At 68.4% G+C, this 25,587-nt stretch carries 24 protein-coding genes and 1 pseudogene; 7 read left to right on the plus strand and 18 right to left on the minus strand.

Features of this window, described 5'->3' with window-relative positions; translation table 11 throughout:
* Nucleotides 1-106 precede the first annotated feature (106 nt).
* Both ITJ62_RS13920 and ITJ62_RS13925 read right to left on the minus strand, forming a co-directional pair.
* Nucleotides 107-328, minus strand: a complete 222-nt coding sequence (locus ITJ62_RS13920) for a hypothetical protein (protein WP_194603297.1) — start codon at nucleotides 326-328, stop codon at nucleotides 107-109.
* 26 nt (nucleotides 329-354) lie between these two features.
* Nucleotides 355-777, minus strand: a complete 423-nt coding sequence (locus tag ITJ62_RS13925) for a hypothetical protein (protein ID WP_194603300.1) — start codon at nucleotides 775-777, stop codon at nucleotides 355-357.
* Between the two features lie 231 nt (nucleotides 778-1,008).
* Here ITJ62_RS13925 and ITJ62_RS13930 point away from each other — a divergent pair, with 231 nt between their 5' ends.
* Nucleotides 1,009-1,413: a hypothetical protein gene (locus ITJ62_RS13930; RefSeq protein ID WP_194603303.1), complete on the plus strand. Its 405-nt coding sequence runs from the start codon at nucleotides 1,009-1,011 to the stop codon at nucleotides 1,411-1,413.
* On the opposite strand, the gene ITJ62_RS19065 is transcribed toward ITJ62_RS13930, so the two are convergent.
* Together ITJ62_RS19065 and ITJ62_RS13935 are read right to left on the minus strand one after the other, a co-directional pair.
* Nucleotides 1,385-1,810, minus strand: a complete 426-nt coding sequence (locus ITJ62_RS19065; protein WP_228498615.1) for a VOC family protein — start codon at nucleotides 1,808-1,810, stop codon at nucleotides 1,385-1,387. The genes ITJ62_RS13930 and ITJ62_RS19065 overlap by 29 nt on opposite strands.
* A 48-nt stretch (nucleotides 1,811-1,858) precedes the next feature.
* Nucleotides 1,859-2,719, minus strand: a pseudogene (locus ITJ62_RS13935) (LysR family transcriptional regulator); the annotation flags it as partial.
* Between the two features lie 145 nt (nucleotides 2,720-2,864).
* Between ITJ62_RS13935 and tdh the strand changes: the two are divergent.
* Both tdh and ITJ62_RS13945 read left to right on the plus strand, forming a co-directional pair.
* On the plus strand, nucleotides 2,865-3,977 hold the full coding sequence (tdh, locus tag ITJ62_RS13940; protein WP_194604435.1) for an L-threonine 3-dehydrogenase: 1,113 nt from the start codon (nucleotides 2,865-2,867) through the stop codon (nucleotides 3,975-3,977).
* 49 nt (nucleotides 3,978-4,026) lie between these two features.
* On the plus strand, nucleotides 4,027-5,196 hold the full coding sequence (locus ITJ62_RS13945) for a glycine C-acetyltransferase (protein WP_194603309.1): 1,170 nt from the start codon (nucleotides 4,027-4,029) through the stop codon (nucleotides 5,194-5,196).
* Nucleotides 5,197-5,205: 9 nt separating this feature from the next.
* Here ITJ62_RS13945 and ITJ62_RS13950 read toward each other — a convergent pair whose 3' ends face one another.
* The 3 genes from ITJ62_RS13950 to ITJ62_RS13960 all read right to left on the minus strand — a co-directional run bounded on the left by ITJ62_RS13950 (nucleotide 5,206) and on the right by ITJ62_RS13960 (nucleotide 7,187).
* Nucleotides 5,206-5,751, minus strand: coding sequence for a GNAT family N-acetyltransferase (locus ITJ62_RS13950; RefSeq protein ID WP_194603312.1), 546 nt, complete (start codon nucleotides 5,749-5,751; stop codon nucleotides 5,206-5,208).
* Between the two features lie 13 nt (nucleotides 5,752-5,764).
* Complete coding sequence (locus ITJ62_RS13955) at nucleotides 5,765-5,947, minus strand: hypothetical protein (protein WP_194603316.1); 183 nt, start codon at nucleotides 5,945-5,947, stop codon at nucleotides 5,765-5,767.
* Nucleotides 5,948-6,008: 61 nt separating this feature from the next.
* The gene (locus ITJ62_RS13960) at nucleotides 6,009-7,187 is read right to left on the minus strand and encodes a Fic family protein (RefSeq protein WP_194603319.1); all 1,179 of its coding nucleotides are present in this window, start codon (nucleotides 7,185-7,187) and stop codon (nucleotides 6,009-6,011) included.
* Nucleotides 7,188-7,340: 153 nt separating this feature from the next.
* On the opposite strand from ITJ62_RS13960, the gene ITJ62_RS13965 reads away from it, so the two are divergent.
* Both ITJ62_RS13965 and ITJ62_RS13970 read left to right on the plus strand, forming a co-directional pair.
* Nucleotides 7,341-8,150, plus strand: a complete 810-nt coding sequence (locus ITJ62_RS13965) for a MerR family DNA-binding transcriptional regulator (RefSeq protein WP_194603322.1) — start codon at nucleotides 7,341-7,343, stop codon at nucleotides 8,148-8,150.
* Between the two features lie 59 nt (nucleotides 8,151-8,209).
* On the plus strand, nucleotides 8,210-9,532 hold the full coding sequence (locus ITJ62_RS13970) for a GNAT family N-acetyltransferase (RefSeq protein WP_194603325.1): 1,323 nt from the start codon (nucleotides 8,210-8,212) through the stop codon (nucleotides 9,530-9,532).
* Nucleotides 9,533-9,573: 41 nt separating this feature from the next.
* On the opposite strand, the gene ITJ62_RS13975 is transcribed toward ITJ62_RS13970, so the two are convergent.
* From ITJ62_RS13975 to ITJ62_RS13990, 4 genes are all read right to left on the minus strand, one after another.
* Nucleotides 9,574-9,951: a bleomycin resistance protein gene (locus ITJ62_RS13975; protein ID WP_194603328.1), complete on the minus strand. Its 378-nt coding sequence runs from the start codon at nucleotides 9,949-9,951 to the stop codon at nucleotides 9,574-9,576.
* A 38-nt stretch (nucleotides 9,952-9,989) separates the two neighbouring features.
* Entirely contained in the window at nucleotides 9,990-10,826 is an 837-nt protein-coding gene (locus tag ITJ62_RS13980; protein WP_194603331.1) for a dienelactone hydrolase family protein, read from the minus strand.
* An 88-nt stretch (nucleotides 10,827-10,914) separates the two neighbouring features.
* Nucleotides 10,915-12,258, minus strand: a complete 1,344-nt coding sequence (locus ITJ62_RS13985) for a DUF4041 domain-containing protein (RefSeq protein ID WP_228498498.1) — start codon at nucleotides 12,256-12,258, stop codon at nucleotides 10,915-10,917.
* 14 nt (nucleotides 12,259-12,272) lie between these two features.
* Complete coding sequence (locus tag ITJ62_RS13990) at nucleotides 12,273-13,415, minus strand: hypothetical protein (protein ID WP_370581921.1); 1,143 nt, start codon at nucleotides 13,413-13,415, stop codon at nucleotides 12,273-12,275.
* Between the two features lie 372 nt (nucleotides 13,416-13,787).
* Between ITJ62_RS13990 and ITJ62_RS13995 the strand changes: the two genes are divergently transcribed.
* Nucleotides 13,788-16,880 (plus strand): lamin tail domain-containing protein, encoded by a 3,093-nt coding sequence (locus tag ITJ62_RS13995; RefSeq protein ID WP_194603338.1) that lies wholly within the window; start codon nucleotides 13,788-13,790, stop codon nucleotides 16,878-16,880.
* A gap of 259 nt (nucleotides 16,881-17,139) precedes the next feature.
* Nucleotides 17,140-17,946, plus strand: a complete 807-nt coding sequence (locus tag ITJ62_RS14000; RefSeq protein WP_194603341.1) for a MerR family transcriptional regulator — start codon at nucleotides 17,140-17,142, stop codon at nucleotides 17,944-17,946.
* Between the two features lie 12 nt (nucleotides 17,947-17,958).
* Here ITJ62_RS14000 and ITJ62_RS14005 read toward each other — a convergent pair whose 3' ends face one another.
* The 7 genes from ITJ62_RS14005 to ITJ62_RS14035 all read right to left on the minus strand — a co-directional run bounded on the left by ITJ62_RS14005 (nucleotide 17,959) and on the right by ITJ62_RS14035 (nucleotide 25,577).
* Nucleotides 17,959-18,843 carry a DUF2268 domain-containing protein gene (locus ITJ62_RS14005; RefSeq protein ID WP_194603344.1) on the minus strand — a complete coding sequence of 295 codons (885 nt, stop codon included), beginning with the start codon at nucleotides 18,841-18,843 and terminating at the stop codon, nucleotides 17,959-17,961.
* 249 nt (nucleotides 18,844-19,092) lie between these two features.
* Nucleotides 19,093-20,022 (minus strand): DMT family transporter, encoded by a 930-nt coding sequence (locus ITJ62_RS14010; RefSeq protein WP_370581923.1) that lies wholly within the window; start codon nucleotides 20,020-20,022, stop codon nucleotides 19,093-19,095.
* A 97-nt stretch (nucleotides 20,023-20,119) separates the two neighbouring features.
* Entirely contained in the window at nucleotides 20,120-21,085 is a 966-nt protein-coding gene (locus ITJ62_RS14015) for a BadF/BadG/BcrA/BcrD ATPase family protein (RefSeq protein ID WP_370581924.1), read from the minus strand.
* A gap of 2 nt (nucleotides 21,086-21,087) precedes the next feature.
* Complete coding sequence (locus ITJ62_RS14020) at nucleotides 21,088-22,248, minus strand: SIS domain-containing protein (protein ID WP_194603347.1); 1,161 nt, start codon at nucleotides 22,246-22,248, stop codon at nucleotides 21,088-21,090.
* Between the two features lie 118 nt (nucleotides 22,249-22,366).
* Complete coding sequence (locus tag ITJ62_RS14025) at nucleotides 22,367-23,263, minus strand: carbohydrate ABC transporter permease (RefSeq protein WP_079003358.1); 897 nt, start codon at nucleotides 23,261-23,263, stop codon at nucleotides 22,367-22,369.
* Complete coding sequence (locus ITJ62_RS14030; protein WP_194603350.1) at nucleotides 23,263-24,222, minus strand: carbohydrate ABC transporter permease; 960 nt, start codon at nucleotides 24,220-24,222, stop codon at nucleotides 23,263-23,265. The genes ITJ62_RS14025 and ITJ62_RS14030 overlap by 1 nt, the downstream gene beginning before the upstream one ends.
* On the minus strand, nucleotides 24,222-25,577 hold the full coding sequence (locus ITJ62_RS14035) for an ABC transporter substrate-binding protein (protein WP_194603353.1): 1,356 nt from the start codon (nucleotides 25,575-25,577) through the stop codon (nucleotides 24,222-24,224). The genes ITJ62_RS14030 and ITJ62_RS14035 overlap by 1 nt, the downstream gene beginning before the upstream one ends.
* Between the last annotated feature and the right edge of the window lie 10 nt (nucleotides 25,578-25,587).

The following is a 25,587-nucleotide window of genomic DNA, read 5'->3' on the forward strand; positions in this document are numbered from 1 at the left end:
GTCGATGGCCCAGCGCGCAAGCTGATCCTGCAACGTTCCGGCAGTGCGGCGAGCGACCGGTCGCTCGCCGCACCGTCACGTGTCGGTCACGCTCAGATGAGTCGTCTCACCGCGTGGGAGCACCGCCCGCGGAACACGCCCCTCGTTCGGCGTTTTGTTCCGTCGGCGCGGCATCACGCTCTCGCGTCGGCGGACCTGATCGCGCAGCGATGATCGCCAGGAGCGTCAGTGCCCCAGCCATGGCGATGCCGATTCCGGGGGTGCCGTCTTCGCCGACTGAGGTCGTCAGGGCGAAGGCCGCGAAGATGATCGAGATGACGATCAGCATCCGCCTGATCTGTTCCGGAGACATCCTCATGACATCGCGTAGAACTGGTTCTCGAACCCCACCATGAACGTGCCACCGAGTGCGGGGCCGAGGGCGGTCACGACGGTTGCACGCACCGTCCACTTGATCGATTGGTACTCGGCATTGCGGAGGCCCGCGTAGTAGGCCTTCCGCGCTGCCTCGGTTCCCATCGCATGCGCGGACCCACCCATGGCGATCACGGCGATGATGATCGCGATGACGGGAACGGCTTGAGTATCGACGTCGCTCGGGCTGACGTCGACCAGAGCCTCGTCTTCCGATACCTGTGTCGTGGCGCTCAACGAGTGAGCTGGATCCTCGTCGGTCAGCTGCGTCGCTCCCGCGCTCATCGCGCTGGTGATGGTCAGGGCTGCCGCCAGGCCGAGGCCCGTGCAGGTACTGATCATGCTGCGCTTCATCGTGTTCATGCTCACTCCCTTGATTTCATCGACCGATTTGGCCGTGACAAGAATGTAGAATGTTAAATTCCATCTCGGAACCCCTCACTTCTGAGGACGCACGATCGCATCTCGCAGCGGATCCCAGAGAAGCCACGTTTGGCTCATGCCACCGGCGCGTTGACGGCATCTCTCCCCCGCGCCAAGCGTCGATGAGATGTCGCCGGTATCGGCCGATCCGCAGCGAGGGGGAGGAGTCTGGTGAGTAAGCCCTGGTACATCTTCACGGCCGCCGTGGCAGGCGCCATCGTGCTCACGTGGGTTGTCCAGACGGTTATCTGGCAGGAGGTCCCGCGCCCGATCGTCAGCGCCGTCTATGCGGTCATAGTCATCTCGGCAGGCCTTGGCTCAAGGATGCTTCGGGAGCAACTCCTCGCGGGGAATCGCGTCGTCAAGTCGGGAGGTGTGGTGCGCGACCGGAACGTCGCCTCTCGTGTTGGCGCCTTCAACGATCTCCTGCTCGTCTGCCTCGGGCTCGGCGGAATCTTCCTGCTCAGCGGCAATACCATCGCCGGGCTCGGCTGCGTCGGCCTGGTCATCATCGCGATCGTCAGCATCGAGACACGGGCGGCGCTGCTCAGACGTCGTCAGCCCGCGAACCGTTGAGACCAGGATCCGCGACCACCTCGACCTTGAAGCCCGCCTCGTTCTCGAGCCAGCCCGCGTAGTGCTGCTCGCCACCGGCGTGCGGGTAGCGATCCTGGTACAGCGGCCGCCAGCCGTGCTCGGGGCCCGCCGCCATGATCGCGTCGACAGCCTCCCGCGTGCCGCCGCGGAACGCGAGATGGTTCACGCCCGGCCGTCGCCGATCATGCGTTGACGCACTGAGGTTCGGCGACGCCGTCAGCGTGACGTAGTTGTCGCCGGCCTCCCAGGACTCGCCGCCCGGCCATTCGCTCTCCTGGGAGAAGCCGACACGGGACAGCAGCCAGGCCCAGCCCGCCCGCTCCGCCTCCAGGTCCGCGAGCCATACCTCGACGTGATGCAACCCGGGGCCGACCAGCGCCGACGGACGCTCCCGCTGCAGCGCATCAGCTCCGTCCTGCAGTCGCTCCAGCGTCCCCGCCACCGCGACCCGTGCGAGCGCGTGCGGTCGCGCGAGCACGTCGATGTTGCGCGCGATCCGCACGTCCTCCAACGGCACCAGCACCAACCGAGGGTCGGCCCGCGGCGCCGTGTACCGGGGGAACAACGCCAGCAGCTCCCCTCCCACGATGAGCGACGCGGCCAGGTGGTAGTCGTTCACCCGATGCGCGCGATGGAACCGCACGCCCGCCGTCGCCTCGACCACCCCGAGCGCGACATCCGGCGCGAAGCCCGCGTGAGCGGCGATCCACGACTCGTCCGCGAGCTCGGCCGCCGAAACCGACGATCGCCCAGCGAGTGGGTGGTCCACCGACATCGCCACGTCGAACGGCTCGCTCAGCAGCGTCGTCACCGCCAGCTGCTCCGACGGCCACGGCTCGTCATGGTCCATCCGGTGCGCGATGACGAGGTCGTACTGATCGACGAGTTCGGCGAACTCCGGTTGCGCGACATCATGCTCCCCGAACACCAGCGACGGTCCGCCATCCGCGTCCTCCAGCAACCCCGGCAGCAACGCCTGCCCGGCACTCTGGAACGCCGCCACCCGCACCCGCGCGCCGGTGTCGTCGCCGTACTCGCGCACCGTCTCGGCCGCACGGTCGATCAGCGTGTGCACCGTCCCCGCCATCTCGGCCAGTGCCATGCCCGCCTCGGTCAGCCGGACCTCGCGCCCCACCCGATACGTCAGCGCGACACCGAGCTCGCGATGCAACGCGGCCAGCTGCTGCGAGATCGCCGGCGCCGTCACATGCAGGTGCCGCGCAACCGCGGCGATCGTTCCGCGTTCGGCCAGCTCGCGCATGATCCGCATCTGAGAGAGATTCATCAGCTCAAGCTAACTGGTCGCGTGGAAACCCTCAATATTCATGACGGATCGATCTGACTACGTTGGTCACCAGGACAGCGCAACGACGCCCGTCCGCGACAGCCGGCACCACCGGCCGCCGCCGCTCCCGCAGGAAGGAACGCCGTTGCTCGCCCTCTGGAAACGACCCGACACCGCCGGTTTCGAACTCGTCGAGCGCGCGATGCCGGCCATGGGTTCCGACGACGTCCTCATCCGCGTCCACCGCACCGGCATCTGCGGCACCGACCTCCATATCGAGTCGTGGGACCCGTGGGCGGCCGGTGCGGTCGACGCCCCGCTCGTGCCTGGCCACGAGTTCTCCGGCGAGGTCGTCGAGGTCGGCAGCCGCGTCGAGGGGATCCCCGTCGGCGCAGCGGTCTCCGGAGAGGGGCATCTCGTCTGCGGCACGTGCCGCAACTGTCGCTCCGGTCGCCGTCACCTCTGCCGCCACACGCGTGGCCTCGGCGTCAACCTCGACGGCGCCTTCGCCGAGTACGTCGTCCTGCCAGCCAGCAACGTCTGGGTCCACGGCGACCAGGTCACCCCCGACCTCGGCGCACTCTTCGACCCCCTCGGCAACGCCGTCCACACCGCGCTCAGCTTCCCGATCCTCGGCGAAGACGTCCTCATCACCGGCTGCGGCCCCATCGGCCTCATGGCCATCGCGGTCTGCAGGGTAGCCGGGGCACGCAACATCGTCGCGACCGACGTCGTCGCCGACCGCCTCGAGAAGGCCCTCGCCGTCGGCGCGGACCGCGTCGTCGACGTCTCGAAGGAGCGGGTCGCCGACGCCCAGGCCGAGCTCGGCATGCGCGAGGGTTTCGACATCGGCCTCGAGATGTCCGGACAAGCTGCCGCCGCCAGCGAGCTCATCGAGAATCTCAACACCGGCGGCAAGGTCGCGCTCCTCGGTCTCCCGTCGACCAACATCGAGATCGACTGGACCAAGGTCATCACCCGCATGATCACCATCAAGGGCATCTACGGCCGCGAGATGTTCGACACCTGGCACCACGCGAGCGCCATGGTCGACCACAGTCCCGAGCTCCGCAATGCCCTCGAGTCGCTCGTGACCGCCCGCTTCCCGCTCGCCTCCTGGCAGGACGCGTTCGACACCGCACGTGGGGGAGCGGCGGGCAAGGTGCTCATCGACTGGACCGACACCCGCGACGTCGTCATCACCGGCGTCGTCGACGAACAGGCACCGGTCGCCGCCCACGCTGCGACCGCCGCCTGAGCGACCGCGACACTCAGCTCAACCGCCCACTCGACCCCGAGGAGACGACATGTACGGCACCATCAAGACGCAGCTGCGCGACCAGCTCGACCGCATCGAGGCCGACGACCTCACGAAGCGCGAGTTCGCGATCACGTCCCGCCAGGGCGGCCATGTGACGATCGACGGTCGCGAGGTGCGGAACTTCTGCGCCAACAACTACCTCGGCCTCGCCAACGAGCCCACGATCGTCGACGCGGCCAAGCTGGCGCTCGACGAGTGGGGGTACGGGCTCGCGAGCGTCCGATTCATCTGCGGCACCCAGCAGATCCACCGCGACCTCGAGCAGGAGCTGAGCGCCTTCCTCGGCACGGAGGACACCATCCTGTTCTCCTCCTGTTTCGATGCGAACGGAGCCGTGTTCGGGGCGCTGTTCGGCGAGCACGACGCGATCATCTCCGACGCGCTCAACCATGCGTCGCTCATCGACGGCATCCGTCTGAGCAAGGCCCGCCGCCTGCGCTACCGCAACCGCAACATGGCCGACCTCGAGCAGCAGCTCATGAACGCCGCCGACGCTCGTCGCACCGTGATCGTCACCGATGGCGTCTTCTCGATGGACGGCTTCTACGCGCCCTTGGACGAGATCTGCGACCTCGCCGACCGCTACGGCGCGCTCGTCCTCGTCGACGACTCGCACGCCGTCGGGTTCGTCGGCCCGGGTGGTCGCGGGACGCCGGAGTTGTTCGGCGTGCAGGACCGGGTCGACATCCTCACCGGCACCCTCGGCAAGGCGCTCGGTGGTGCGTCGGGCGGGTACGTGAGCGCGAAGCAGGAGATCGTCGACGTGCTGCGGCAGTCGGGCCGGCCGTACCTGTTCTCGAACAGCCTGGCGCCGTCGCTGGTCGCCGGAGCGCGTCGGGCCGTGGAGCTCGCGGCGGAGGGTGACGAGCTGCGCGAGGGACTGTTCCGCAAGGCCGACCTGTTCCGTGCCCGCATGACCGAGGAGGGCTTCCGTCTGCTGGAAGGCTCGCACCCGATCATCCCGGTGATGTTCGACGACGAACAGCAGGCGGTCCAGGTCGCGGCGCGGATGTTGGAGCAGGGCATCTACGTGATCCCGTTCAGCTTCCCCGTGGTGCCCCGCGGCGAGGCCCGCATCCGCGTGCAGATCAGTGCAGCGCACAGCGAGCAGGACATCGAGGACTGCGTCGCGGCGTTCGTGGCGGCGCGGGGGTAGGGGCGGCGGCTACCCAGCGAGGTGATCGGCGTCGCTGAGGGCGGCCGTCGATCGAAGTCGCATGCTCAGCACGTGCCGCACCGACCCGTCCGCCCCGAGGTCGTCGTCCACGCGCCGCATGCCGATCTTCTCCGCCACGCGCGACGACGCCCGGTTGTCGGGGTGGACGATCGCGACGAGCTCTGACGAGTCCGTGTGCTCCTGGGCGAAGTCCCGACTGGCGGCGGCGGCCTCGGTCGCGAATCCTCGACCCTGCCAGGCAGGGCCCACGTGGTACCCGACCTCGAGCTTCAGCTCGCCGTTGACCCGCTGCCAGGTCAGGCCGCAGTCACCGACGAAGTCGCCGTCGTGGGTCTCGATGATCCACAGTCCGAGACCGTACTGGGCGTCGTTGTCCTGGTTCCAGGCGATCCACGCCGCGGCCTGCTCGCGAGTCTTCGGCGCCGGGTAGAACTGCATGACCGCGGGATCGCCGAGGAGGTTCGCCATGTCGTCGAGGTCCGCCAGCGTCATGCGCCGGAAACGGAGGTGCTCCGTGTCGTGGGGAAGTGGCATCGGTTTACGGCCTCTACTGCGGCAGGCCGCGTCCTGCCGCGGCTCGGCGCTCGGCCTGTGTCTCCGCGTGGTGCTTCCGAAGCGCCGACAGGACCGCGGTCCGGATGATGAAGATCCACAACAGCACGAACAGGATGAAGCCGAGCAGCCAGGCGGCGCTGTAGGCGATGATGATGGCGGTCGGGTCGAGGTTCACCCGTGAAGGCTACCGAAGTCGTGCGCCCGGGTAGTCGGGGGTCGCTCCTCAGTGAGGCCGATCAACCGCGCCGCATGCTGCGCGCAGCGAACCCGTCGAGCGCTGCCAGAACGGGAGGCGCAGTCCAGAGACGGTTCCGCTGTCGCGACGAGCCGACCGTGAGGATGCCACGGTCGACGAGGGTGTCGAGGGTGTTGAAGACCGTGCGATCTGAGGCGTCGAGATGTTCGCGCACGAGCCGACTGTTCATCACCGGATGTTCCAGTGCCAGTGCCGTGATGCGATGCGCGGCCGAATCGGCGCGGATGTCGCGCAAGGCCTGCTGCCATGCGGCCCGGATGGTCTCGATGTCCTCCACCAACGTCCGTCCGTTGGCGATCGCGAGGAACGCACCGTCGGCGAAGACGCGGACGATCGGCTCGACGTCGCCCTGCCGATAGCTGGTGAGTGCAGCGAAGTAGTCATCACGCTGCTGCAGGATGCCGGCTGAGATGGGCACAGTGACCCCGCTGGTCAGTCCGACCCGCCGGAGGGCGGCCTGCACCAGCGCTCGACCGGTGCGCCCGTTGCCGTCAGGGAACGGGTGGATGGTCTCGAATTGCGCGTGAGCGACGGCGATCGCAGCGAGCGGGAGGGGTGCCGGTCGGAGGGAGTAGGCGATGAAGTCGTCCATCGCCGCTGCGACACGGTCATGGTGCGGCGGAACGAAGTCTGCTTCATGCGGACCGAAATTGCCGCCCCCGATCCAGACCTGCTCGTCGCGATATCGGCCGGTGATCTCCGGTGCCGATGTGCCGAGGAGCTGCTCCTGCATGGCGATGATCGTCGTGTTGGAGAGCTCGTCCGATGCTGCGAGTGCCGCCTCGAGAGCTCGGACATTGGCGACGATGAGCGGCGCGTTCCCGGTGTCGCGCTCGTCCAACTCGGCCTCGGCGATCGCCTTCGCGCTGCTCGTCAGGTTCTCGATCTGCGAGCTCGACGCCGATTCGCTCCGCAGCAGGATCGGCGAGAAGGGCGCGGTGACGTGACCGACCTCGCTGTCGAAACGGATGATCCGTTCCTGCGCTTCGCCCAGCAGCTCCACGAGATCATCCGACAAGCGGATGTCGAGGTCCGCGATCGGCGGCGGGACGGCGGCGTCGTATGGCTGTGCGAGGAGCAGCCGCTCGCGCTTCGGCAACGCGTCGGGAGCGATACGCGACCGCCATGGCCGCTGTTCATACGTGACAGCGGTTGTCATCGTCCCCTCCTGTTTCCCGGCCGAAGTTGCAGTTACGAGAGCCGTTAGTGAAGTTTATGCGCTTATCCTTCACTAAGGAACCTTCGGGGTGCAGTTTGGACGCCATTGTCGCCGGTTTGACTCTCCCGTAGGGGGAGGCGTGATGCTTGAAGCATGTTGCACATCGGAGAGTTCGCAGGCATGACCGGGTTGAGCGTGAAGGCGCTCCGCCACTACGACGAGAAGGGCGTCCTGGTTCCGGCCGACGTCGATCCCGACTCCGGCTACCGCCGCTACGGCGAGGAGCAGGTGCGTTCGGGCGTGATCGTGAAGGCCCTGCGCGATGCTGGCGTCCCCCTCGCCGCGGTGGGTGTCTCCGTCGCAGGCGCCGACCCGTCGACCGCGATCGATGTGCACCACCGCCTGGTCCTGGAGCAGCGGGAGCAGGAGGACCACGCGTTCGCGCAGGCCCGCTCGGTCGTCGCGTCGCTCGCGGCACCGGTCGAGATCGTCGAACGCGCGCTCCCGCCCCAGCCCTACGTCGGACGGGTGCTCACTGTGCCCCGCGGTGATGAGGACGCCGTGACGGACGACGACGCGAACGAGCAGTTCTCGCAGCTCTACGTCGCCGTGCAGGAGGCCGGCGTCGGCCCGACGGGCACGTTCTGGACCGCGCTCCGACCGGGTGAGCAGGGGGCGGTCGAAATCGTCTGCTGCTGGCCGACCTCGTCGCAGCTCGAACCGACGTGGGGTGGTGACGAGACCACGGTCGACGTGCTGCCCGAGCGGACCGAGCTCGCCGCGGTCTGGCGATCCGAACCGGGCGTCGAGCTCCCGGAGGGATCGACCCACCCCGCGGTGGTCGCCCTGTTCGACGCGATCGCGGAGCGGGGGATCACGATGCTGACCGCTGAGCTCAGGCAGCGGGTGCTCGGCCAGACCGCCGACGAGTACACGGTCGAGGTGTCGATCACCCTGCCGTGAGGTCGCTCTCCCACCGCGCTTCCCGGGGGCGTGTCAGGCCGGGTCGTTAGGCTGGAGTCGTGGCCAACAGCAAAGATTTCGACACCCGGTACGAGCTCCGTGAGTTCCCGTTCGCGAACGGGGCCGACGGCGAACCGACGCCCGAGAGCCTCGCGGCCCTCGACGCCATCGGATTCGGCTTCCACGAGTCCACCCCGAAGCCGGAGGCGCGCAAGCGCAAGGTGAACGAACTCATCGCCGACGAAGCGGTCCTGCTCGGCGCCTATGTCCGCAAGCCGCAGCCCGGTTCGGTCGACGAGACCTGGCCCGCCGGCACCTTCTCCTGGTTCCCGAAGGCGCTCAGCTGGGGCGACGGCACCAGCATCAACACGCAGGCGATCTCCGACGTCACGGTCCGCCCGACCGAACGACGCCGCGGGATCCTGCGCCGCATGATGACGCAAGCTCTGGAGCGCGGCGTCGCCGACGGCTATGCGATCGCGGCCCTCACCGCCAGCGAGGGCACCATCTACCGTCGCTTCGGATTCGGCTCCGCGATCCGCGAGCGGAACGTCGTGGTCAAGCGCGCGAAGGCGCTGCCGTTCCTCGCGCCGACGAGCGGCATCGTGTCCGTCGTCACGCCCGAGTACCTGGTCGACGGCGTCGCGCGTCAGGTGTTCGATCGCTTCGACGAGCGTTCGATCGGGTCCATGGTCCGCAACACCGGGTCGTGGCCGCTGGTCCTCGGCACGCTGGGTCGCGATGGTGAACCGGCGAAGGACACCCGCGCCGCCGTGCACCGTCCGGCCGACGGCGAAGAGGTCGACGGCTACGTCACGTGGCGCATGGTCGAGCAGCCCGGTGGTCAGACCGGCATCGAGATCATCGACCTCGTCTACGCGACCGACGCGGCCTACCTGTCGCTGTGGGAGTTCCTGCTCTCCATCGACCTCAACGACGTCGTGAAGTACAACCGCGCGCGCCTCGACGACCCGATCGTCTCGGCCCTCGGCGACAACCGCGCCTACGACATCGAGCACGAAGAGGATCACGTGTGGCTGCGCGTCCTCGACCTCCCGGCCGTCCTCGCGTCGCGTCCGTTCGCGGTCGACGGCACGTTGACGATCGCCGTGACCGACGCGCTCGGCTACGCGGCGGGCACCTTCCGCCTCGAGGTGACCGGTGGCCGCGGCACGGCCACGAAGCTGAGCGACGAGACCGACGCTGTCGGCGCCGACCTCGCGCTCGACGTCGCCGACCTCGGTTCACTCGTGCTCGGCGCGGTCTCGCCGGTATCGCTCGCTGCTGCCGGTGTGCTGCACGCGGCCGACCCTGCTGCGCCGCTCCTGCTGCGATCGATGCTCCAGACGCCGCGCGCGCCGCACGGGATCACCTTCTTCTAGGGGTCCCGAGCAGCGACCCGCGGACGTCGCGCCGTCGCGGATCAGTCGCGTTGCTCGATGAGGGTGAGTTGCGTGCCGTCGGGGTCGATGAGGAATCCAGCTCGGAGTCCCCAATCCTGCATCCGGACCGGGTGCAGGCGAGGCGCGCCGACGGTCGCCTCGGTGACTCCCGATTTCTGAATGGCGTCGTAGAGCTCGTCGACGTCGGCCACACGCAGGCAGCACATAAAGCCGCTCGATGCCGGGTCGAGGTCGGGTGCGGGGAAGAACTCGAGCTGCAGGCCACCGCGGACGAGGATCAGCCAGCCCTCGTCGCGGAACGTGCGCTCGAAGCCGAACGCCGAATAGAACGTCTCCGTCACGTCGAAGCTGCGGGATGGCAGGTTCGGTGTCGCGCGGTCGTGTCGTGTCGAGGTCATGGAGTCGATGATCGCAGCGTGCCGGCCGGCTGGGAAGGTCAGGCCCACGCGGTCCGTGTCGCCAGTCGTTCGCGGAGGAAGGCGACCACGCGCTTGCGGGCTTCGAACGCCGGGTGGCCGTCGCGCTCGCGGACCTCGCCGGTGAGGACCGAGTGCGCGGTCTTCGCGAAGCCGGCAGCGTTGCCGGGGGAGGAGTCGAGTTCGATGACCTCGAACGCGTCACCGAGCTTGGCCGCGATGGTGGTGAAGCGCTCCCGCGGGACGGCCCGATCCTCGCTGAAGCGGAGGCCGAGTGCGCAGACCGAGCCCCGAGCCGCACGGGCTGCGACGGCGTCGAACTCGGCGGCGGACATCCCGGGGTCGATGCGGCGGGCCCGGCTGACGGGGAACGGCGCGGACGGCTGGCTCATGACGGAAGCGAGGACGTGCTCGTCGACGGCCGCCGCGAGCGCGAATCCGCCGGTGAAGCACATGCCGATGACGCCGACGCCAGGGCCCGGCGTGCGGGCCGCGAGGTCGGCGGCCAGTGCCCGGACGTGGTCGGCGACCGGTCGGTGGGCACCGGTCGCGAACGCCTTGAACTCGGCGGAGACGCAGACCTTGCTGACGCTCGCGAGCGTGTAGCCGAGGGTCCCCTCGTGTCCGGGCGTCCCGAACGGTGACGGGATCGCGACCGTGAAGCCCTCCGTGACGAGATGCTCCGCCAACCCGAGGACCTCGGGCGTGAGTCCGGGTAGCTCGGGGATGAGGACGACGCCCGGCCCGGACCCTTTCTCGAAGCGGTCGTGCGTGACGCCGCCGCCGGTAAACGGGGTCCGCACCCAGCCGGCGAGGTCTGCGCGCGGAGCGGTGTCGGTGGTCGCATCGTCGGTCATGGGGTGAGCGTAGTCCTGGTGTGACACACGCAGGCGGAGACCGCGCGAGCCCGAATCGGAATTTCTGGTGGTCGACGTTCCGCTGGCTTCAGCCGCCGATGATCTCGTTCCGAGATTGGGCTCGCTGTGGCCAACGGCCGAGGGACTGCCGATACTCCGTCGCTTCGGCACTGTCGGAGAACTCGAGGATGTTGCCGACCTTCCGCAGGAGAACGTCCCGCACCTCTGCGGGGCTGGCGAAGAAGAACTCCTTCCGAGGATTGGCCTGATTCAGAGCCCGGTCCGCAAAATGCTTGTGCAACTCGTTCTCCAGGGTGACGGCATCCTCGGAGAAGAACAGGGTGTGGGTGTCGAATCGGAACGGCACCGAAGCCCCACTGAGCTCGGAGATTCTGTCGGTCGGCGTCAGTCGACGAGTGAGTCCGATCTTCACGACATCAGGGCCGAACGCTCCCTCGTTTGAGATGACGTAGATGTACCCGGCACGGATGTTCGCGGCTCGGAAGTCGTTGTCAGCGATCGCCTCGTCGATAGCCCCCAGACGACGGAGGAGGTCCTCATCGGTCTGCCCTTGGTTCTGGAGGGCAGCGAGCGTGTTGACCAAGTGAGCGCGCTCTTTGTCCAGACGTGCTCGCTCATCGTCGAGTTCTTTCTGAACACGTTGCTCTTCCTTGATCCGTGCCCGCTCCTCCTTTGCTTCTTCCCGCTCGACCTGCTTCTTCATGAGCCAATCAGCGGTCAGCTCGATCTCCTTCTCTCGAAGTCGATGGAACTCGTCGCTGATCCGCATCTCCATCAGCGCACCAAGCTTCGCGATCGCGGTGCGAGACGACTCGAGACGCTTCTTCGCGGTCACGACGTTTCCCGCACGAAGTGTCCGGAGCGCGTTGTCGGCTTCGGAGTTGTAGGCACGCAACATGAGCTTGGCGAGATCCGAGGTCATGCGCTTGCCCTGAGCTAGGGAGTTGTTGAACGTGAAGAGTTCGGACTTCTCGATCGCGCGGTCGTCCCGAACGAGCGAGGCGATGCGAGCCTCGATCGCTTGGAGCCGCAATTGGTAAGCGGCAGCGGTTTCGAGGGGATGGTGGAAACGGTAGATGCCCACCGACTGCAAGACTCGTGCGTCGTCGAGTTCTACGAGGTCGTCGGTATGCCCGATGGCCAACTTCTGGCGCAGGGCTGCGTTCTCACGCTCGAGTTCCTGGATGCGCGCGGAGGTTGCTGCATCCGTCGCGGTGTCCGGCGTCTGCGGTGTGTTGACGGTTGTCGGCGCCGCCGCGGCTGGTGCTTCGGCTTCGCGTCCTTCGTTCGGATCGATCCACAGTGCCCAACCGGCTGGGGCAGGTGGCCAGCTCGGATCTGGCGTCCAACTCGCGGGAGGCCTCCATCCGGCGGGAGGCTTCGGCCATCCCGGCGGTGGGTTGAAGATCATCGATCCGTTATCCGTCATGCTCGGCGAACCCCGCTGCCGTCGACCGCGATGAGCCCGTGCGGGTTCTTCGACACGACTGCGCGAAGGTGCTCCAGGGTTGCGGACGGAACGACCGCGGCCAGATCCAGCTTCAGGAACTCGTCGCGAGAGACGGCCAGGGCGAGGAACTGCACGTAGGTCTCGCGCCCGGTCGCCGGGTTGATCGTCTCGGTGCCCAACTCGAGCGACACATTGTGAATGAGGGCGCGCCGATCGGCTTCGAAGACTTCGTGGACGCTCCGCAGCGCGACGTTGTGAACGATTGCTGCGTATCGATCCTTCACATCCTTCGCCGCCAGCGGAGACGCAGTGATCTCATCTGACGCCTTGACGTACCGATAGCCCTTGGTCGTCGGGATCTGGTCCGGCCCAGGGATGGTCACCCGAAGACTGAGTTCGGCTGTCGATGGCTCGAACGTCGCGTTGGTGTCGACCGTGAACCACTCCGGGTAGACCGAGTTCGCCATGACGATGCCGACATACTCCTGGACGGCTTCTACTGTGCCGTAGCCGAGACCGGTGATGAGCTGGTCCAGCTCGGCGTTCCGCTGGGCTGCGGCAGTCTCGCGTGCTTCACACTCCTGCGTGTACTTGGACTCTTCGAATGCGAGCCGTCCACGACGTTTCTGCTCCGCGGACTCGTATGCCGCCTGTTGTGCCGCACGCTGTTGCGGAAGTGCAGCGACCGCCGCCTGCCAGGCGTAATAGTCGGCTGCATAGCGTGCTTCCACAGCGGCCTGTGCCTCGGCGAGCTTCCGCTTCTTGCCGAACATCCCGGCCGGCTCCTGGGCGGCGTACTTGACCGGCAGCGGGGGATCGGGGATTGGGGTGGGAGCGGATGTCGGGACTCGCAGATCGACTCGAGGGAACGGGGGGTGTTCAACTCGGACGCGCAGCTCCTCGAGGTCGACGTAGTCGTCGACATCCAGCGTGGCGCTGAGCAGCCCGTCGATCTCTGCATACTGATCGCGCAGATCCGCGTTCCGTTGATCCACTTCGGCTTGCATCGCGGCGACGTGCGCGGCTGCCGCTTCCTTCTCAAGGCGCTTGCGATCGGCCTCTGACGCGCGAGCTGCAGCGACCTGCGCTCGTTCGGCCGCGCGTTGCGCTTGTTCCACCTGGCGAACGTTCGCATTGTGTTGCCGGACTGCGTTGCGTTGTCGCTGCTCCGCGAGCCTCGTCTGGTGCTGCATCTCCGCCAAGAACCCACGCCGTCGTGCCATTTTCTCCCCAATTCGGTCGTCCACATTGTATGCGGCGAGGGGCCGCGAGAGAGCGCGATCAGTCGTACGTGAGTGTGGACCTCTGGGAGGGCGCCGCGGCAGTGCTGCGGGCTCGTGGTCTGCCGGGCCAGGCGTGCGCTATACGTGGCACGTCCCGCCTGGGAAGCCACCCGCCGTTCACCTCCCGGTCACCGCCGCTCCTCCACCCGGCCACCCCACGCCGATGGGATGGGTCACGATCCCCGTCCCTTCGTGCCCTGGAGACCCATGCCCCGCCTCAACCGCGTGTTGACGATGACCGCCGCGTGCGCCATCGCCGCAACCGCACTCATCGCGACGCCCGCCGCCGCCATCGCCGCCCCAGCGCCGGGGCTCCAGATCAACGAGGTCGAGTCCTCCGGGGGCGTCCCCGGCGACTGGATCGAGTTCACCAACACCGCGTCGACCGCGGTCACGCTCGACGGCTGGGTCGTGAAGGACAACAAGGACGACAGCAGCTACGCGTTCCCGGCCGGCACCGTCGTCGAGCCCGGTGCGTTCCTCGTCGTCGACGAGGACCAGCTCGGGTTCGGCCTCGGCAAGGAGGACTCGGTCCGGCTGTTCGACCCGACCGCCGCGATCGCCGACGAGTACTCGTGGACCGCACACGCGCCGGTCACCTACGGCGTCACCGCCGATCGCACCGGTTGGGCCGAGACCACCGAGTCGACGAAGGGCGCCGCGAACGTCTTCACCGCACCCGAGGTCCCGGAGACCGACGGTGAGATCCGCATCAACGAGATCGACTCGCAGCCCTCCGACTGGGTCGAGTTCTTCAACCCCGGCACGACGGCGCTCGACATCTCGCGCTACGAGATCCGCGACAACTCCGACGACCACCGCTGGCGGTTCCTCCCCGGCACGTCGATCGCTCCCGGCGAATTCCTCGTGGTCGACGAGTCGACGATCGGGCTCGTCGGTGGCACCGAGACGCAGGGCGCGTTCCGCGACCCGATCGGCATCGGCAGCGCCGATGAGATCCGCCTGTTCGACGCGACCGGCACGCTCATCGACCGCTCGGGAACGTGGAGCGGCCACGCGGCCATCGACGGTGACTTCATCGCCGCGACGCTCGCCCGCTGCCCCGACGGTGAAGGCGACTTTACGCTCGCACGCATCACCAAGGGTGCCGCGAACGACTGCGTCCTCCCGAACGTCGCGATCAACGAGGTCGAGTCGAACAAGGACACGACCGACTGGGTCGAGATCGTCAACCTCGAGGCGACCGCGCTGGACATCTCCGGCTGGACGCTCATGGACAACGACCCGGTGAGCCACGCCGCCGAGACGACCCCGCTGCCCGCGGGCACGATCCTCGAACCGGGCGCGTACTTCGTCTTCGACCAGAACGTGGACTTCGCGTTCGGGCTCGGCAACGGCGACACCACCACCGTGCGGAACGCCGCCGGCGCGACGGTCGCCGAGTACACCTACGCGGCTCACGCGGACGGCGTCTTCGCGCGCTGCCCCGACGGCACCGGCGAGTTCGTCGACACCGCCGTCTCCACCAAAGGCCTGCGGAACGCCTGCGGCAACCCGGTGCGCATCAACGAGGTCGAGTCCGACGGCGGATCGCCCGACGACTGGATCGAGCTCGTCAACCCGACAACCGCGGCGCTCGACGTCTCCGGCATCGTCGTGAAGGACGACGACGACACCCACGCCTACGCCATCCCCACCGGCACGAGCATCCCGGCCGGCGGCTACCTCGTCATCGAGCGCGCAGCCCTCGGCTTCGGTCTCGGCGGCGGCGACACGGTCCGCCTCTTCGAGGGCGACGCACTGCTCGACTCGACCACCTGGGGCGAGGGCCACCCGGCGAACACCTGGGGACGCTGCCCCGACGCGACCGGCGCCTTCGCTGCGACGGCCGAGGCCACCAAGGGCACGGCCAACGTCTGCGCCGGTGAGATCCCGGTCGGTCCGTGGCCTGGTTCACCCGACGTGACGGTGCTCGACACCAAGCCGATGTTCCTCGAGGACAGCTCAGGACTCGACACCCAGGTCACCGCTGACGGCGCGTTCCTCTGGGCCGTCGACAACGGCACCGGCTCGTTCTGGAAGCTCGCGATCGCCGCAGACGGTTCGGTCTCGTTCGTCGACGGTTGGGAGAAGGGCAAGCGCGCCCGCTTCCAGAAGGACGCGTCGAACCCCTCCGCTGCCGGCCCCGACACCGAGGGCATCACCGTCGACGGCGCTGGTTCCGTCTATGTCGGTGTCGAGCGCGACAACAGCGTGAAGGGCACGACGCTCAACGCCGTGCTCAAGGTCGACCCGAATGCGCCCGGCCCCGACGTCGTCGCCTCCGAGGAGTGGGACCTCACGGCCCTGCTGCCGACGGTCGGCGCGAACCTCGGTGTCGAGGCCGTCGAGTGGGTGGCCGACGGCGACCTCGCCGGCAAGCTCTTCGACGACAATACGAAGGCGACGTACGACCCGGCGAACTACGCGGGCCACGGCGACGGACTGTTCTTCGTCGGCGTCGAGGACACCGGCGACGTGTACGCGTTCGCACTGAACGCCGACGGCTCGGCCACGCTGATCTCGACGATCGACCCGGGCCTCCCGGCGGTCATGGCGCTCGACTACGACACGACGCTCGGCGTGCTGTGGGCCGTGTGCGACGACGGCTGTGCAGGTACCGGTGCACAGATCACGCTGAACGGGACCGAGCAGCCCGGGATCGCTCAGGTCGAGCGTCCGGCGGGGCTGCCCAACCTCAACAACGAGGGCTTCGCGACCGCGCCGGCCTCGCTGTCGGTCGACGGCAAGCGTCCCGTGTACTGGTTCGCCGACGGCTACGCATCCGAGGCCCTGCGTCTCGGGTCGCTGCCCGGAACGACCACGCCGCCCGTGACGCCCCCGACCGGTGGGGTCACGCCACTGCCCGGGACGAGCCTCACCGAGGCCAACCGCGGTGCGATCACGCTGGCGGACACCGTGCGGCGGGGCGAGACCGTGACGGTCGGCCTCGAGGACCGCTTCGCCGCGACGGCCGTCGAGGTGTGGCTGTACTCGACCCCGGCCCGGATCGCCACCGGCACGTCGAACGCCGCCGGTGACCTGCTGGCGACCATCCCGGCCGACGCGACGCTGGGCGACCACCGGGTCGCGGTCTACGCTGCGGACGGCTCGCTCGTCGGGTGGACCGAGGTGCGGATCGTCGCGGCCGACGGGACGACCGTCGACGGTTCGGCGTCGGGTGGGGCGCTCGCGACGACGGGTACCGAGCTGCCGTTCGGCACGATCGGTGCGGGGGTCTTGCTGGTCCTCCTCGGTGGAGTCCTCGTCGCGATGCGTGCGCGTCGCCGGGCGGCCTGACCGACTGAACGTCCGACGGCCCCGGGAGCGCTGCTCCCGGGGCCGTCCGCGTCACCGGTCGGGCTCGCCCGGTGTGTGGTGGTTCTGCCAGCGCGGTGCGCTGACGTGAGCGCGGGTCTGGCGCGTGGGCGCGGGTCTCCGGAGGGGTGCTCTCGCGGGTGTGGGGTGCGCCCACGCCGGGTCGGGTCCATTCGCGTCAGCGCACCGCGCTGGCAGCAGGCAGAGGACGCAGGTCGGGCCCGGGTGCGATGCTGGGTGGATGGACGAGCACGGGAGGACCGAGGGCGGTGTGACCGTCGGTCGGGCGGCGGCCGAGATCGGCGTCAGCGTGCGGACGCTGCACCACTGGGATGAGATCGGCGTCGCGAAACCGTCCGGAAGGAACCAGAGCGGCTACCGCTCGTACCTGCCCGTCGACATCGCCCGACTCCGCCGGGTCGTCCTCCTGCGCGACCTCGGCGTCCCACTTGCTCGCATCCCCACCCTGCTCACTGCGCCGGCCGCCGAACGACGCGCGGAGCTCACGCAGCGCCGCCGCGAACTCGGCGACACCATCAAACGACTCGAAGCCGTCGCCCGATCCGTCGACCGGCTGCTCGAAGCCGATGAGCTTGGCGTGCTCGTCCCCGAGGACGAGCGCCAGGCGGTGTTCGGCGACGACTGGAACCCCACGATGGCCGAGATCGCCCGCGCCCGCTGGGGTGACTCCGCGCAGTGGGCCGAGTACGCCGAACGGTCCGCGACCCGCACGACGGACGACTGGCATGCGTTGGTCGGGCCCATGCGCGACCTGGTCGACGAACTCGCCGAGGCCAAGCGCGCCGGTGTCCTCGCCGGAGACGAGTCGGCGAACACCCTCGCCGAACGGCATCGCGCCGCCCTCAGCGAGTACTTCCACTGCACGCCGTCCATGCACGTGATCATCGGTCGCCTCGCCCTCACCGAGCCCGGTATGGCCGACACCTACGACCGGATCGAGCCCGGCCTCGCCGCGTGGCTCTCACACGTCATCGACGCGAATGCGCGCAGCCACGGCGTGGACCCCGAGACCGCCGTCTGGGAGTGAGAGCGATCCGCCTCAGCCCAGCTCGCGGAGTGCCACCTCGATGATCGTCGCGCTCGGAACGTGCAGCGCCTCCGCGGCGGACGTCCCCGTCGCCGACAGGTAGGCGTCGACGAGACGGTTGCCCGCTGCATACCCGGCACCCATCGGCAGACCGACCGGCTCGCCCCCGTATCGCAGCGCGGCTTCATCACCGTGCACCCACGAGACGAAGTGCTGCATCCCGCCGACGTCTAGACCCTCGACGACCCGGTCGAACACCGCGTCGTCGTCGAGGTGCGCGACACCGATCGGCGTGTAGCCGGACGACCCGTGCAGCTGCCGGGCGAACGCGTCCGCGAGCCCCTCCGACACCACCTGCTCACCGACCACGACGGTCGCCGGATCCCACACCACCCCACCCGGCGCGTATCGCAGGTTGTGGTTGAGCTCGTGGACGGCGGCCGCCTCGAGGCGCGCGAGGTTCTCCTCCGTCGGCCAGAAGATGAGCGAGATGAAGCCGGTCGCGCTGCCGTTGCCGATGAATCCGCGGATCGACTCCATGAAGTAGGTGTCGTCGGGGTCGCCGAGGACGAGCAGGACGGTGATGTCGGGGATCACGAGGGTCGGCACCGCCGCGAGCTGGGTGGCGACCGCCGCGTCGAGCGCCCGTGAGATCCGTCCCCACGCGTCCGCCGCGACGAGCCGGTCGAGGCCGTCGACGACCCGATCCCGGCTCCGATCGATCGGGAAACCCGAGCCCATCGTGTGCATGGCGAGCAGGTCGACCTCGCCCGGGAAGTACCGGTACATGTCGGCGACGGGCTCGAGCATGGCGCGGAGTCGCGCGGGTCGTTCGGCTTCCGGTGCGTCGAGGACGGAACGCATGCCGCTGGCGGTGTCGAGGATCGTGATCGTCATGGTGACGACGCTAAAGCCTCACGCCGCGTGAGGGTCAAGCTTCAACGTCCCCCGTCCTCACGCCAGCGCGGTGCGCTGACACGAGTGACTCACACTCGGTAGGAGGTCACCCCACCCGGCCCGAGTGCACCCGATGCGGGGTGAGCGCGCCCCGCACGGTCGAGCGCGGGTCTCCGGAGACCCGCGCTCGAGGCTACGCACCGCGCTCACGTCAGCGCACCGCGCTGGCACGAACCGGGTGGGGAGGCGTCAGCGGTTCGCGGTCGCCCGCGCACCGTCGCGGAGGGCCGGAGGGACGGCCTCGCCGCGTCGCTCGTCGCTGTAGACCATGAGCGTCGAGCCGATGAGCGCCAGCACGATCGCGATGGTGCCGAAGATGCTCGGCAGGGTCTGGTAGACGACGAGCGAGACGAGGATGGTGAGCACCGGCGCGAGCGCGTTGGTCGTCGGCGCCACGACGGACGCCTTCCCGCGGCTGAGCGCCATCACGAGGAACAGCGCCCCGACCGCGTTCAACAGCTGCGTGCCCGCCGTCAGCACCGGTGCCTGCCACGGTGCGTCGAGCGGGAGCCCACCCATCGCGATGATCGCGAACGGCGTGAGGATGAGGCCGCTGATCGCCATCCACGAGAAGGTCGTCGCATCGTTCACCCCGATCGTCGCGGCCTTGCGCATGAAGAACGCCTGGACGCCCCAGGCGATGCTCACGAGGATCGCGATGATCAGCCACGGCCCTGACGCACCCTCGGCGGACCCGCTCGACACACTGAAGAGCACGATCGCCGCGAGCGCCGCGACGAGCCCGACGACCGCGATCGCATTCAGCCGCTCACGCAGGAGGATGACGGCCATGATGACGGTGATCGCAGGGGAGATCGAGATGATCGGGAAGATCAGGTAGGCAGGGCCGGTCGACAGGGCGTTGAACAACAGGAGCTGCCCGCCGGCGCCGGTGAGTCCGATCAGCAGTCCGTAGACGGCGGCTCGTGGTCGACGGTCGAAGGTCTGCCCGCGCAGGGCGAACACGGCGGGGATGATCATCACGACCGCCCAGATGACGTAGACCATCTCATCCGGGTAGCCGTACAGCGTGATGGGGAGCGATGAGAACGCTCCCCAGACGCCCCAGAACAGCACCAACAGTCCGGCGTACAACATCCAACTCTGGGTCTTCTTCACGATGGTCTTCCTTGACTGCTGATTCGGGCAGGAGTGTGCACCCCGGGGGTGCCGGGGTGGTGGTGATGGCGTCCGCGGATGCGGGCGGGGTCGAGCGTCAGCGGGAACCCAAGCGATCCAGGGCCGTCTCCGCCAGTGGCGAGCCGTGCTGCTTCGCCGCGTACAGGGCGGCGCCGACCGCGGGACCGAACATCGGGACGCGGAGTTCGTACGCCGGCGGCAGCGTGTGGAGCGCCTGCTCGAAGCCGAGCCGGATCGCGTCCGCCGTGAACATGCCACCGGAGTAAGACACCGGGACGACCTCGTCGTCCAGGAAGCCGAGCGCGACGCGGGTCGCCTCCACGATCTCGACCAGCTCCCCGCTCGCCTCCCGCAGGATGGTCGCCGACGCCTCGTCACCGTGGCCGGCGGCGTCGACGACCGTCTTGGAGAGGTCGGCGATCAACGCCCGCTGCCCCTTCCACTCGTTGACCACGACGTCGATCACGTCGAGATCGCTCGTGATCCCGACCCGCGCCTTCATGAGGTCGTAGAGCGGCCCGCGCGGCAGGCGGCCGTCGCTCATCCGCGTGAAGGCGTTCAAACCTCGAGCCGCGATCCAGTACGCCGACCCCTCGTCGCCGAACAGCTCGCTCCAGCCGCCGACCCGGTGCCCGCGGCCACGGCGCTCGCCGTAGGTCATCGAACCGGTCCCGCTGATGACGTTGATGCCGTCGACGGCGCCGAGCGATCCGGCCCAGCCGCACACCATGTCGTTGTCGCACGAGTACCGTCCGTGGCCGAGCACCTCGCCGGGGATCGCGTTCAGGCGGTCGAGGTCGGAACTCACCTCGCCGTAGCCCGGCAGACCGAGGAACGCCTGATCGATGTCGGACGCCTCGACCCCCGCCCGCGACGTGACCGCCGCCACACCCTCGGTGAGGATCCGACCGACGAGCTCGATGCCGTCGTCGAAGTAGTAGCAGCTGGCCGTCTGCGCTTCGGCGACGACGTGTCCGCCGTCGTCGAGGAGCACGAACGCGGTCTTGGATCCGCCGCCGTCCACGCCGAGGAACAGTGACACGCCTACCGCTCCTCGGGTGCGGTGCCCGCTGCGCCTGCGGTCGCCGGGTGGATCCGGACGCCCTGCACGACGCGGTTCACCGTGCCGCTCGGGAACGGGTTGTCCGGGGTCGCACCGAGCTGCAGCGAGTACGACAGGCCGAGCAGCTGCGCGACGAGCACGTAGCCGATCGCGAGCTGCGCGTCGTCGAGGCCGGCGAGCTCGGGCAGCACCCAGTCGTACGTCGTGGCACCGTCGACCGGCTCGGAGGAGATCGCGATCACGCGCTCCGGCGACAGCGTCCCGCGCAGTTCGGCGACGATGTCGAGGTCGTAGCGTCGCGTGTACGGATCGGACGACAGGTAGACGACGACGAGCGTGCTGTCGTCGACGACCGCCTTCGGTCCGTGACGGAACCCGAGCGCCGAGTCGTAGTAGGTGACGATCCGTCCGGCGGTCAGCTCGAGCAGCTTGAGTGCCGACTCGCGTGCCAGACCGGTGAGTGGGCCGCTGCCGATGTAGACGACGCGTTCGCAGCCCTCGTTGGCGAGCGCGCGGATGTCCACCTCGCGGTGGTCGAGGATCGTCGTCGCGCCGGCCGCGAGCGCCTGCACCGCGGCGTCGTCACCGCCGCCGAGGATGAGGAGGACCGAGAGCAGCATCGAGCTGAAGCTCGACGTCATCGCGAAGCCCTCGTCGTTCGACCGCAGGGGCATGAGGACGGTGAGCGACGAGGCGCGGTCGTGGTGGCGTCGGTACAGCTCGCCGGTCTCGTCGCAGGTGATCACCAGGTGGTGCACCTCGCCGAGCGACTGGTCGGCGAGTTCCGTCGCGGCCACGCTCTCCGGGCTGTTGCCGGAGCGCGCGAACGACACGAGGAGCAGCGGGACGTCCTCGGCGAACGACTCCATCGGGTTGGAGACGATGTCGGTGGTCGCGACCGCGTCGATCCGGCGACGGAGCGTCCGGGTCAGGGCCGGCGCCGCGATCTCGCCGATGAAGGCCGAGGTCCCCGCCCCGGTCAGGACGATGCGCAGCTCGGGCCGTGCGAGGAGGGGCGCGAGGAACGCGTCGATCTCCTCGCGCCGGGCGGCGATCCCCGTCGACGCCTCGAGCCAGACGTCGGGCTGCTGGGTGATCTCGCGGACGGTGGCTTCCGAACCGACGATGGTGGTGATGGACACGGGTTGCTCCTGGGGTGGGTCGAGGTGATGAGGGGGAGTTGCGATGAATCGATGTCGGTCGAGCGTGTGACGCGCTCTGGCGGCGATGGAGGCGATCCTGCCATGCCGGGATCGGTGCCTACCCCTTGAGGCCTGAGAAGGTCATGGTCGCGACGAACTGCTTCTGGGCGAAGAGGAAGAACACGATCAGCGGGAGCGTGGCGACGACGTTGCCGGCCATGAGGAGCGCCCAGTCGGTGCGGCGCGCGCCCTGGAAGTTCGTGATGCCGAGCTGCAGCGTGAAGGCCTGGTCGTTGTTGATCGCGATGAGCGGCCAGACGAGGTCGTTCCACGAACCCAACAGGGTGAAGATCGCGAGCGTCGCCAGCGCCGGCTTCGCGAGCGGCAGGATCACCCGGAAGAACACCTGGAGTCGGGTGCAACCGTCGATGAGTGCGGCCTCCTCGAGCTCCGCCGGCAGCGACAGGAAGAACTGCCGCATGAGGAAGATGCCGAACGCGGACGCCAGCCACGGCACGATCGCCGCCCCGAGGCTGTCGATGAGCCCGATCCGGGAGAACAGGATGTAGGTCGGGATCATGAGCAGCTGCGTCGGGATCATGATCGTCGCGACGATCATGAGGAAGCCCATCGTCTTCCCGCGGAACTTCAGGCGCGCGAACCCGTAGCCGGCGAGCGAGCAGAGCACGAGGTGGGACAGGACCGCGACCGTCGACACGATGACCGTGTTGCCGAGCCACAGCAGGATGTTCGACTCGGAGAAGAGCTTCGCGAACCCGTCGAAGGTGATGTGCGAGGGGAGGATCCGGGGCGGATAGGTGTTGATCTCCGACTCCGGCGTCACCGAGGTGATGAACATCTGCACGAACGGGATCGCGAAGATGATCGCGATCGGCGCGAGCACGAGGTGCCACGGGCTGAAGCGTCGACGAGTGCGTCGTTCGGCGGGCGGAGCGGTCACGGACGGCTTGCCGGTGGCGGCGTCGCCGCGTGGTGGGGTGGTCAGGACGGTCATCAGAATGCCTCCACGTTGGAACGGCGGGAGTACAGGACGACACCGATCGTGGCGATGAGCGTCACCACGAACAGCCCGTAGGCGACCGCGGAGCCGTACCCGAACTGCAACTGCTTGAACGCCGCGTCCCAGAGGTAGAACACGATCGTCTGGGTGGCACCGAGCGGGCCGCCTCTGGTGGTCGTGTACACGAGGTCGAACAGCTGGATCGCCTGGATGAACTGCCAGATGGCGACGAACACGGTGACCGGCCCGAGCTGCGGGAAGGTGATGCGCCAGAACGACTGCCAGGCGTTCGCGCCGTCGATCCGCGCGGCCTCGAGCAGTTCGGAGGGGATGTCCTGCAGCGCCGCCAGGTAGATGACGGTCGTGAACGCGGCCTGCCCCCAGAGCGACATGATCGTGATGACGACCATCGCCTGCCCCTGGTCTTCGAGCCAGCCCTGCGCCGGGAGTCCGAGGAACCGGAACACGGTGTTGAGGAGCCCGAACTGCGGGTTGAAGAGGTAGGTCGTGAGGATCCCGGTCGCGGCTGCGGAGGCGACGAAGGGGACGAAGATCGCCGTGCGGTACACGCCGATGAAGCGGATCCGTCGGTTGAGCGCGACGGCGAGGAAGAGTCCGAGGCCGAGCGACGCCGGGACGAAGAGGAGCGTGTAGACGACCGTGTGGACGACGGCCGCCTGCAGCTCGTCGTTGCCGATCATGCTGGCGTAGTTCTCCAGCCCGACCTGCTCCGGTTCGCTGAACCCGTCCCACTTCTGGAGCGACAGGAAGAACGCCCAGATCGCGGGGAAGATCGACAGGCCGAGCACGATGAGCATGGCCGGGGCGACGAATCCCCACCCGGTGAGGTTGTCGCGGAGTCGGTTCTTGGCTCGCCGGGGCGGAGCCGGGAGGCGTTCGGGTCGCTCCGGCTCCGTCCTGGGGGTCGTGTCGCGTCCGGCGACCGTGGACATCAGTCCTCCGCCAGGGCGTCGTCGGCGGTCTTCGCAGCGTCCTCGAGGGCCTGCTTCGGATCGCCCTGGCCCTGCAGCACCGAGGAGATCGCCTTGCCGATGGCTTCCGAGAGCCCGACGTAGCCGGGCACCGTCGGACGGGCCTGCTTGGCGTTCACGCCGTTCTCGGCCATCACGTCGAGGCCGGGCAGTTGAGCGACCTGGGCCTGGAACTCGGGGGTGTCGATCTCGCTCGAGCGCAGCGGGAGGTTGCCGTAGGCGACGTTCCACTTGAGGTCCTGCTCCGAGTCGGTGAGCCACTTCGTGAACTCGTACGCCCAGTACTCGCGGTTCTTGTCCTTGTGGTCGAAGAGCGCCCAGACGTCCGGGCCGGAGACGGTCTGGTGGTCGCCGTCGGTGCCGGGGAGGACGGTGACGCCGTACTTCGTGCCCTTCGTCTGCAGCGTCGACAGCTGCCACGGGCCAGAGGTGATCATGCCGATGCGGTCGCTGGCGAACAGATCGCCGAACTTCGTGTCGGTCTGGTCGAGGTAGACGCTCTTGTCCTCGACCGCCATGTCGCGGAGGAAGGTCAGTGCGTCGACGCCGGCATCCGAGGCGAACTCGGCCGTCTTGGCGTCGTCGGAGATGATCGAACCGCCGTTCTGCCAGAGGTGCGGCCAGAACTGCCAGGTCGTCTCCTCGCTGCCCGACACCGAGTACGCATAGCCGTAGGTGTTCGTCGCCGGGTCGGTGAGCTGCTTCGACGCCTCGCGGAAGTCGTCCCAGGTCCAGTCGGCCGTGGGGTAGTCGACGCCGGCCGCGTCGAACACGGTCGTGTTGTAGAGGAGTGAGATGTTGTCGACCACGGCGGGGAAGCCGATCGTCTTCTCACCGGTCGGCTGCACCGTCTTGCGGGCCGCCTCGGAGAACTCGTCCCACTTCACGTCGGGCTCGGCCACCTGGTCGGTGATGTCGAGGGTGCGGCCGGACGCCTCGAGCCGGCTCGCCCAGGAGCCGAAGGCGTACGAGACGTCGGGGTAGTTGCCGCCCGCGAAGCTCGCGGAGAGCTTCTGCAGGAGGTCCTCCGTGGACGGCGCGCCCGAGGAGACGTCGATGGTCACGTTGGGGTGCAGCTTCTCGAAGTCGTCGACGAGACCGGTGAGGATCTGCTGCGCGGCGTCGGCCTGCCCGGTCCAGAAGGTGAGTTTCACCTTCGCGTCCTTGTCGAGCGTCGTGGCACCGGAGGATCCGCCGGCGCACCCGGAGAGCGCGAGCGCTCCGACGGCGAGGACGGCGGTCGCGGTGATGAGGCGACGTACGCGGCGGGCGTGCGGTGAGGTGGAAGCGTGGATCGTGGAATGGGGTGGGAACATCGGTGGTCGT

The sequence above is a fragment of the Plantibacter sp. VKM Ac-2876 genome (assembly GCF_015350715.1).
Taxonomy (GTDB): domain Bacteria; phylum Actinomycetota; class Actinomycetes; order Actinomycetales; family Microbacteriaceae; genus Plantibacter; species Plantibacter auratus.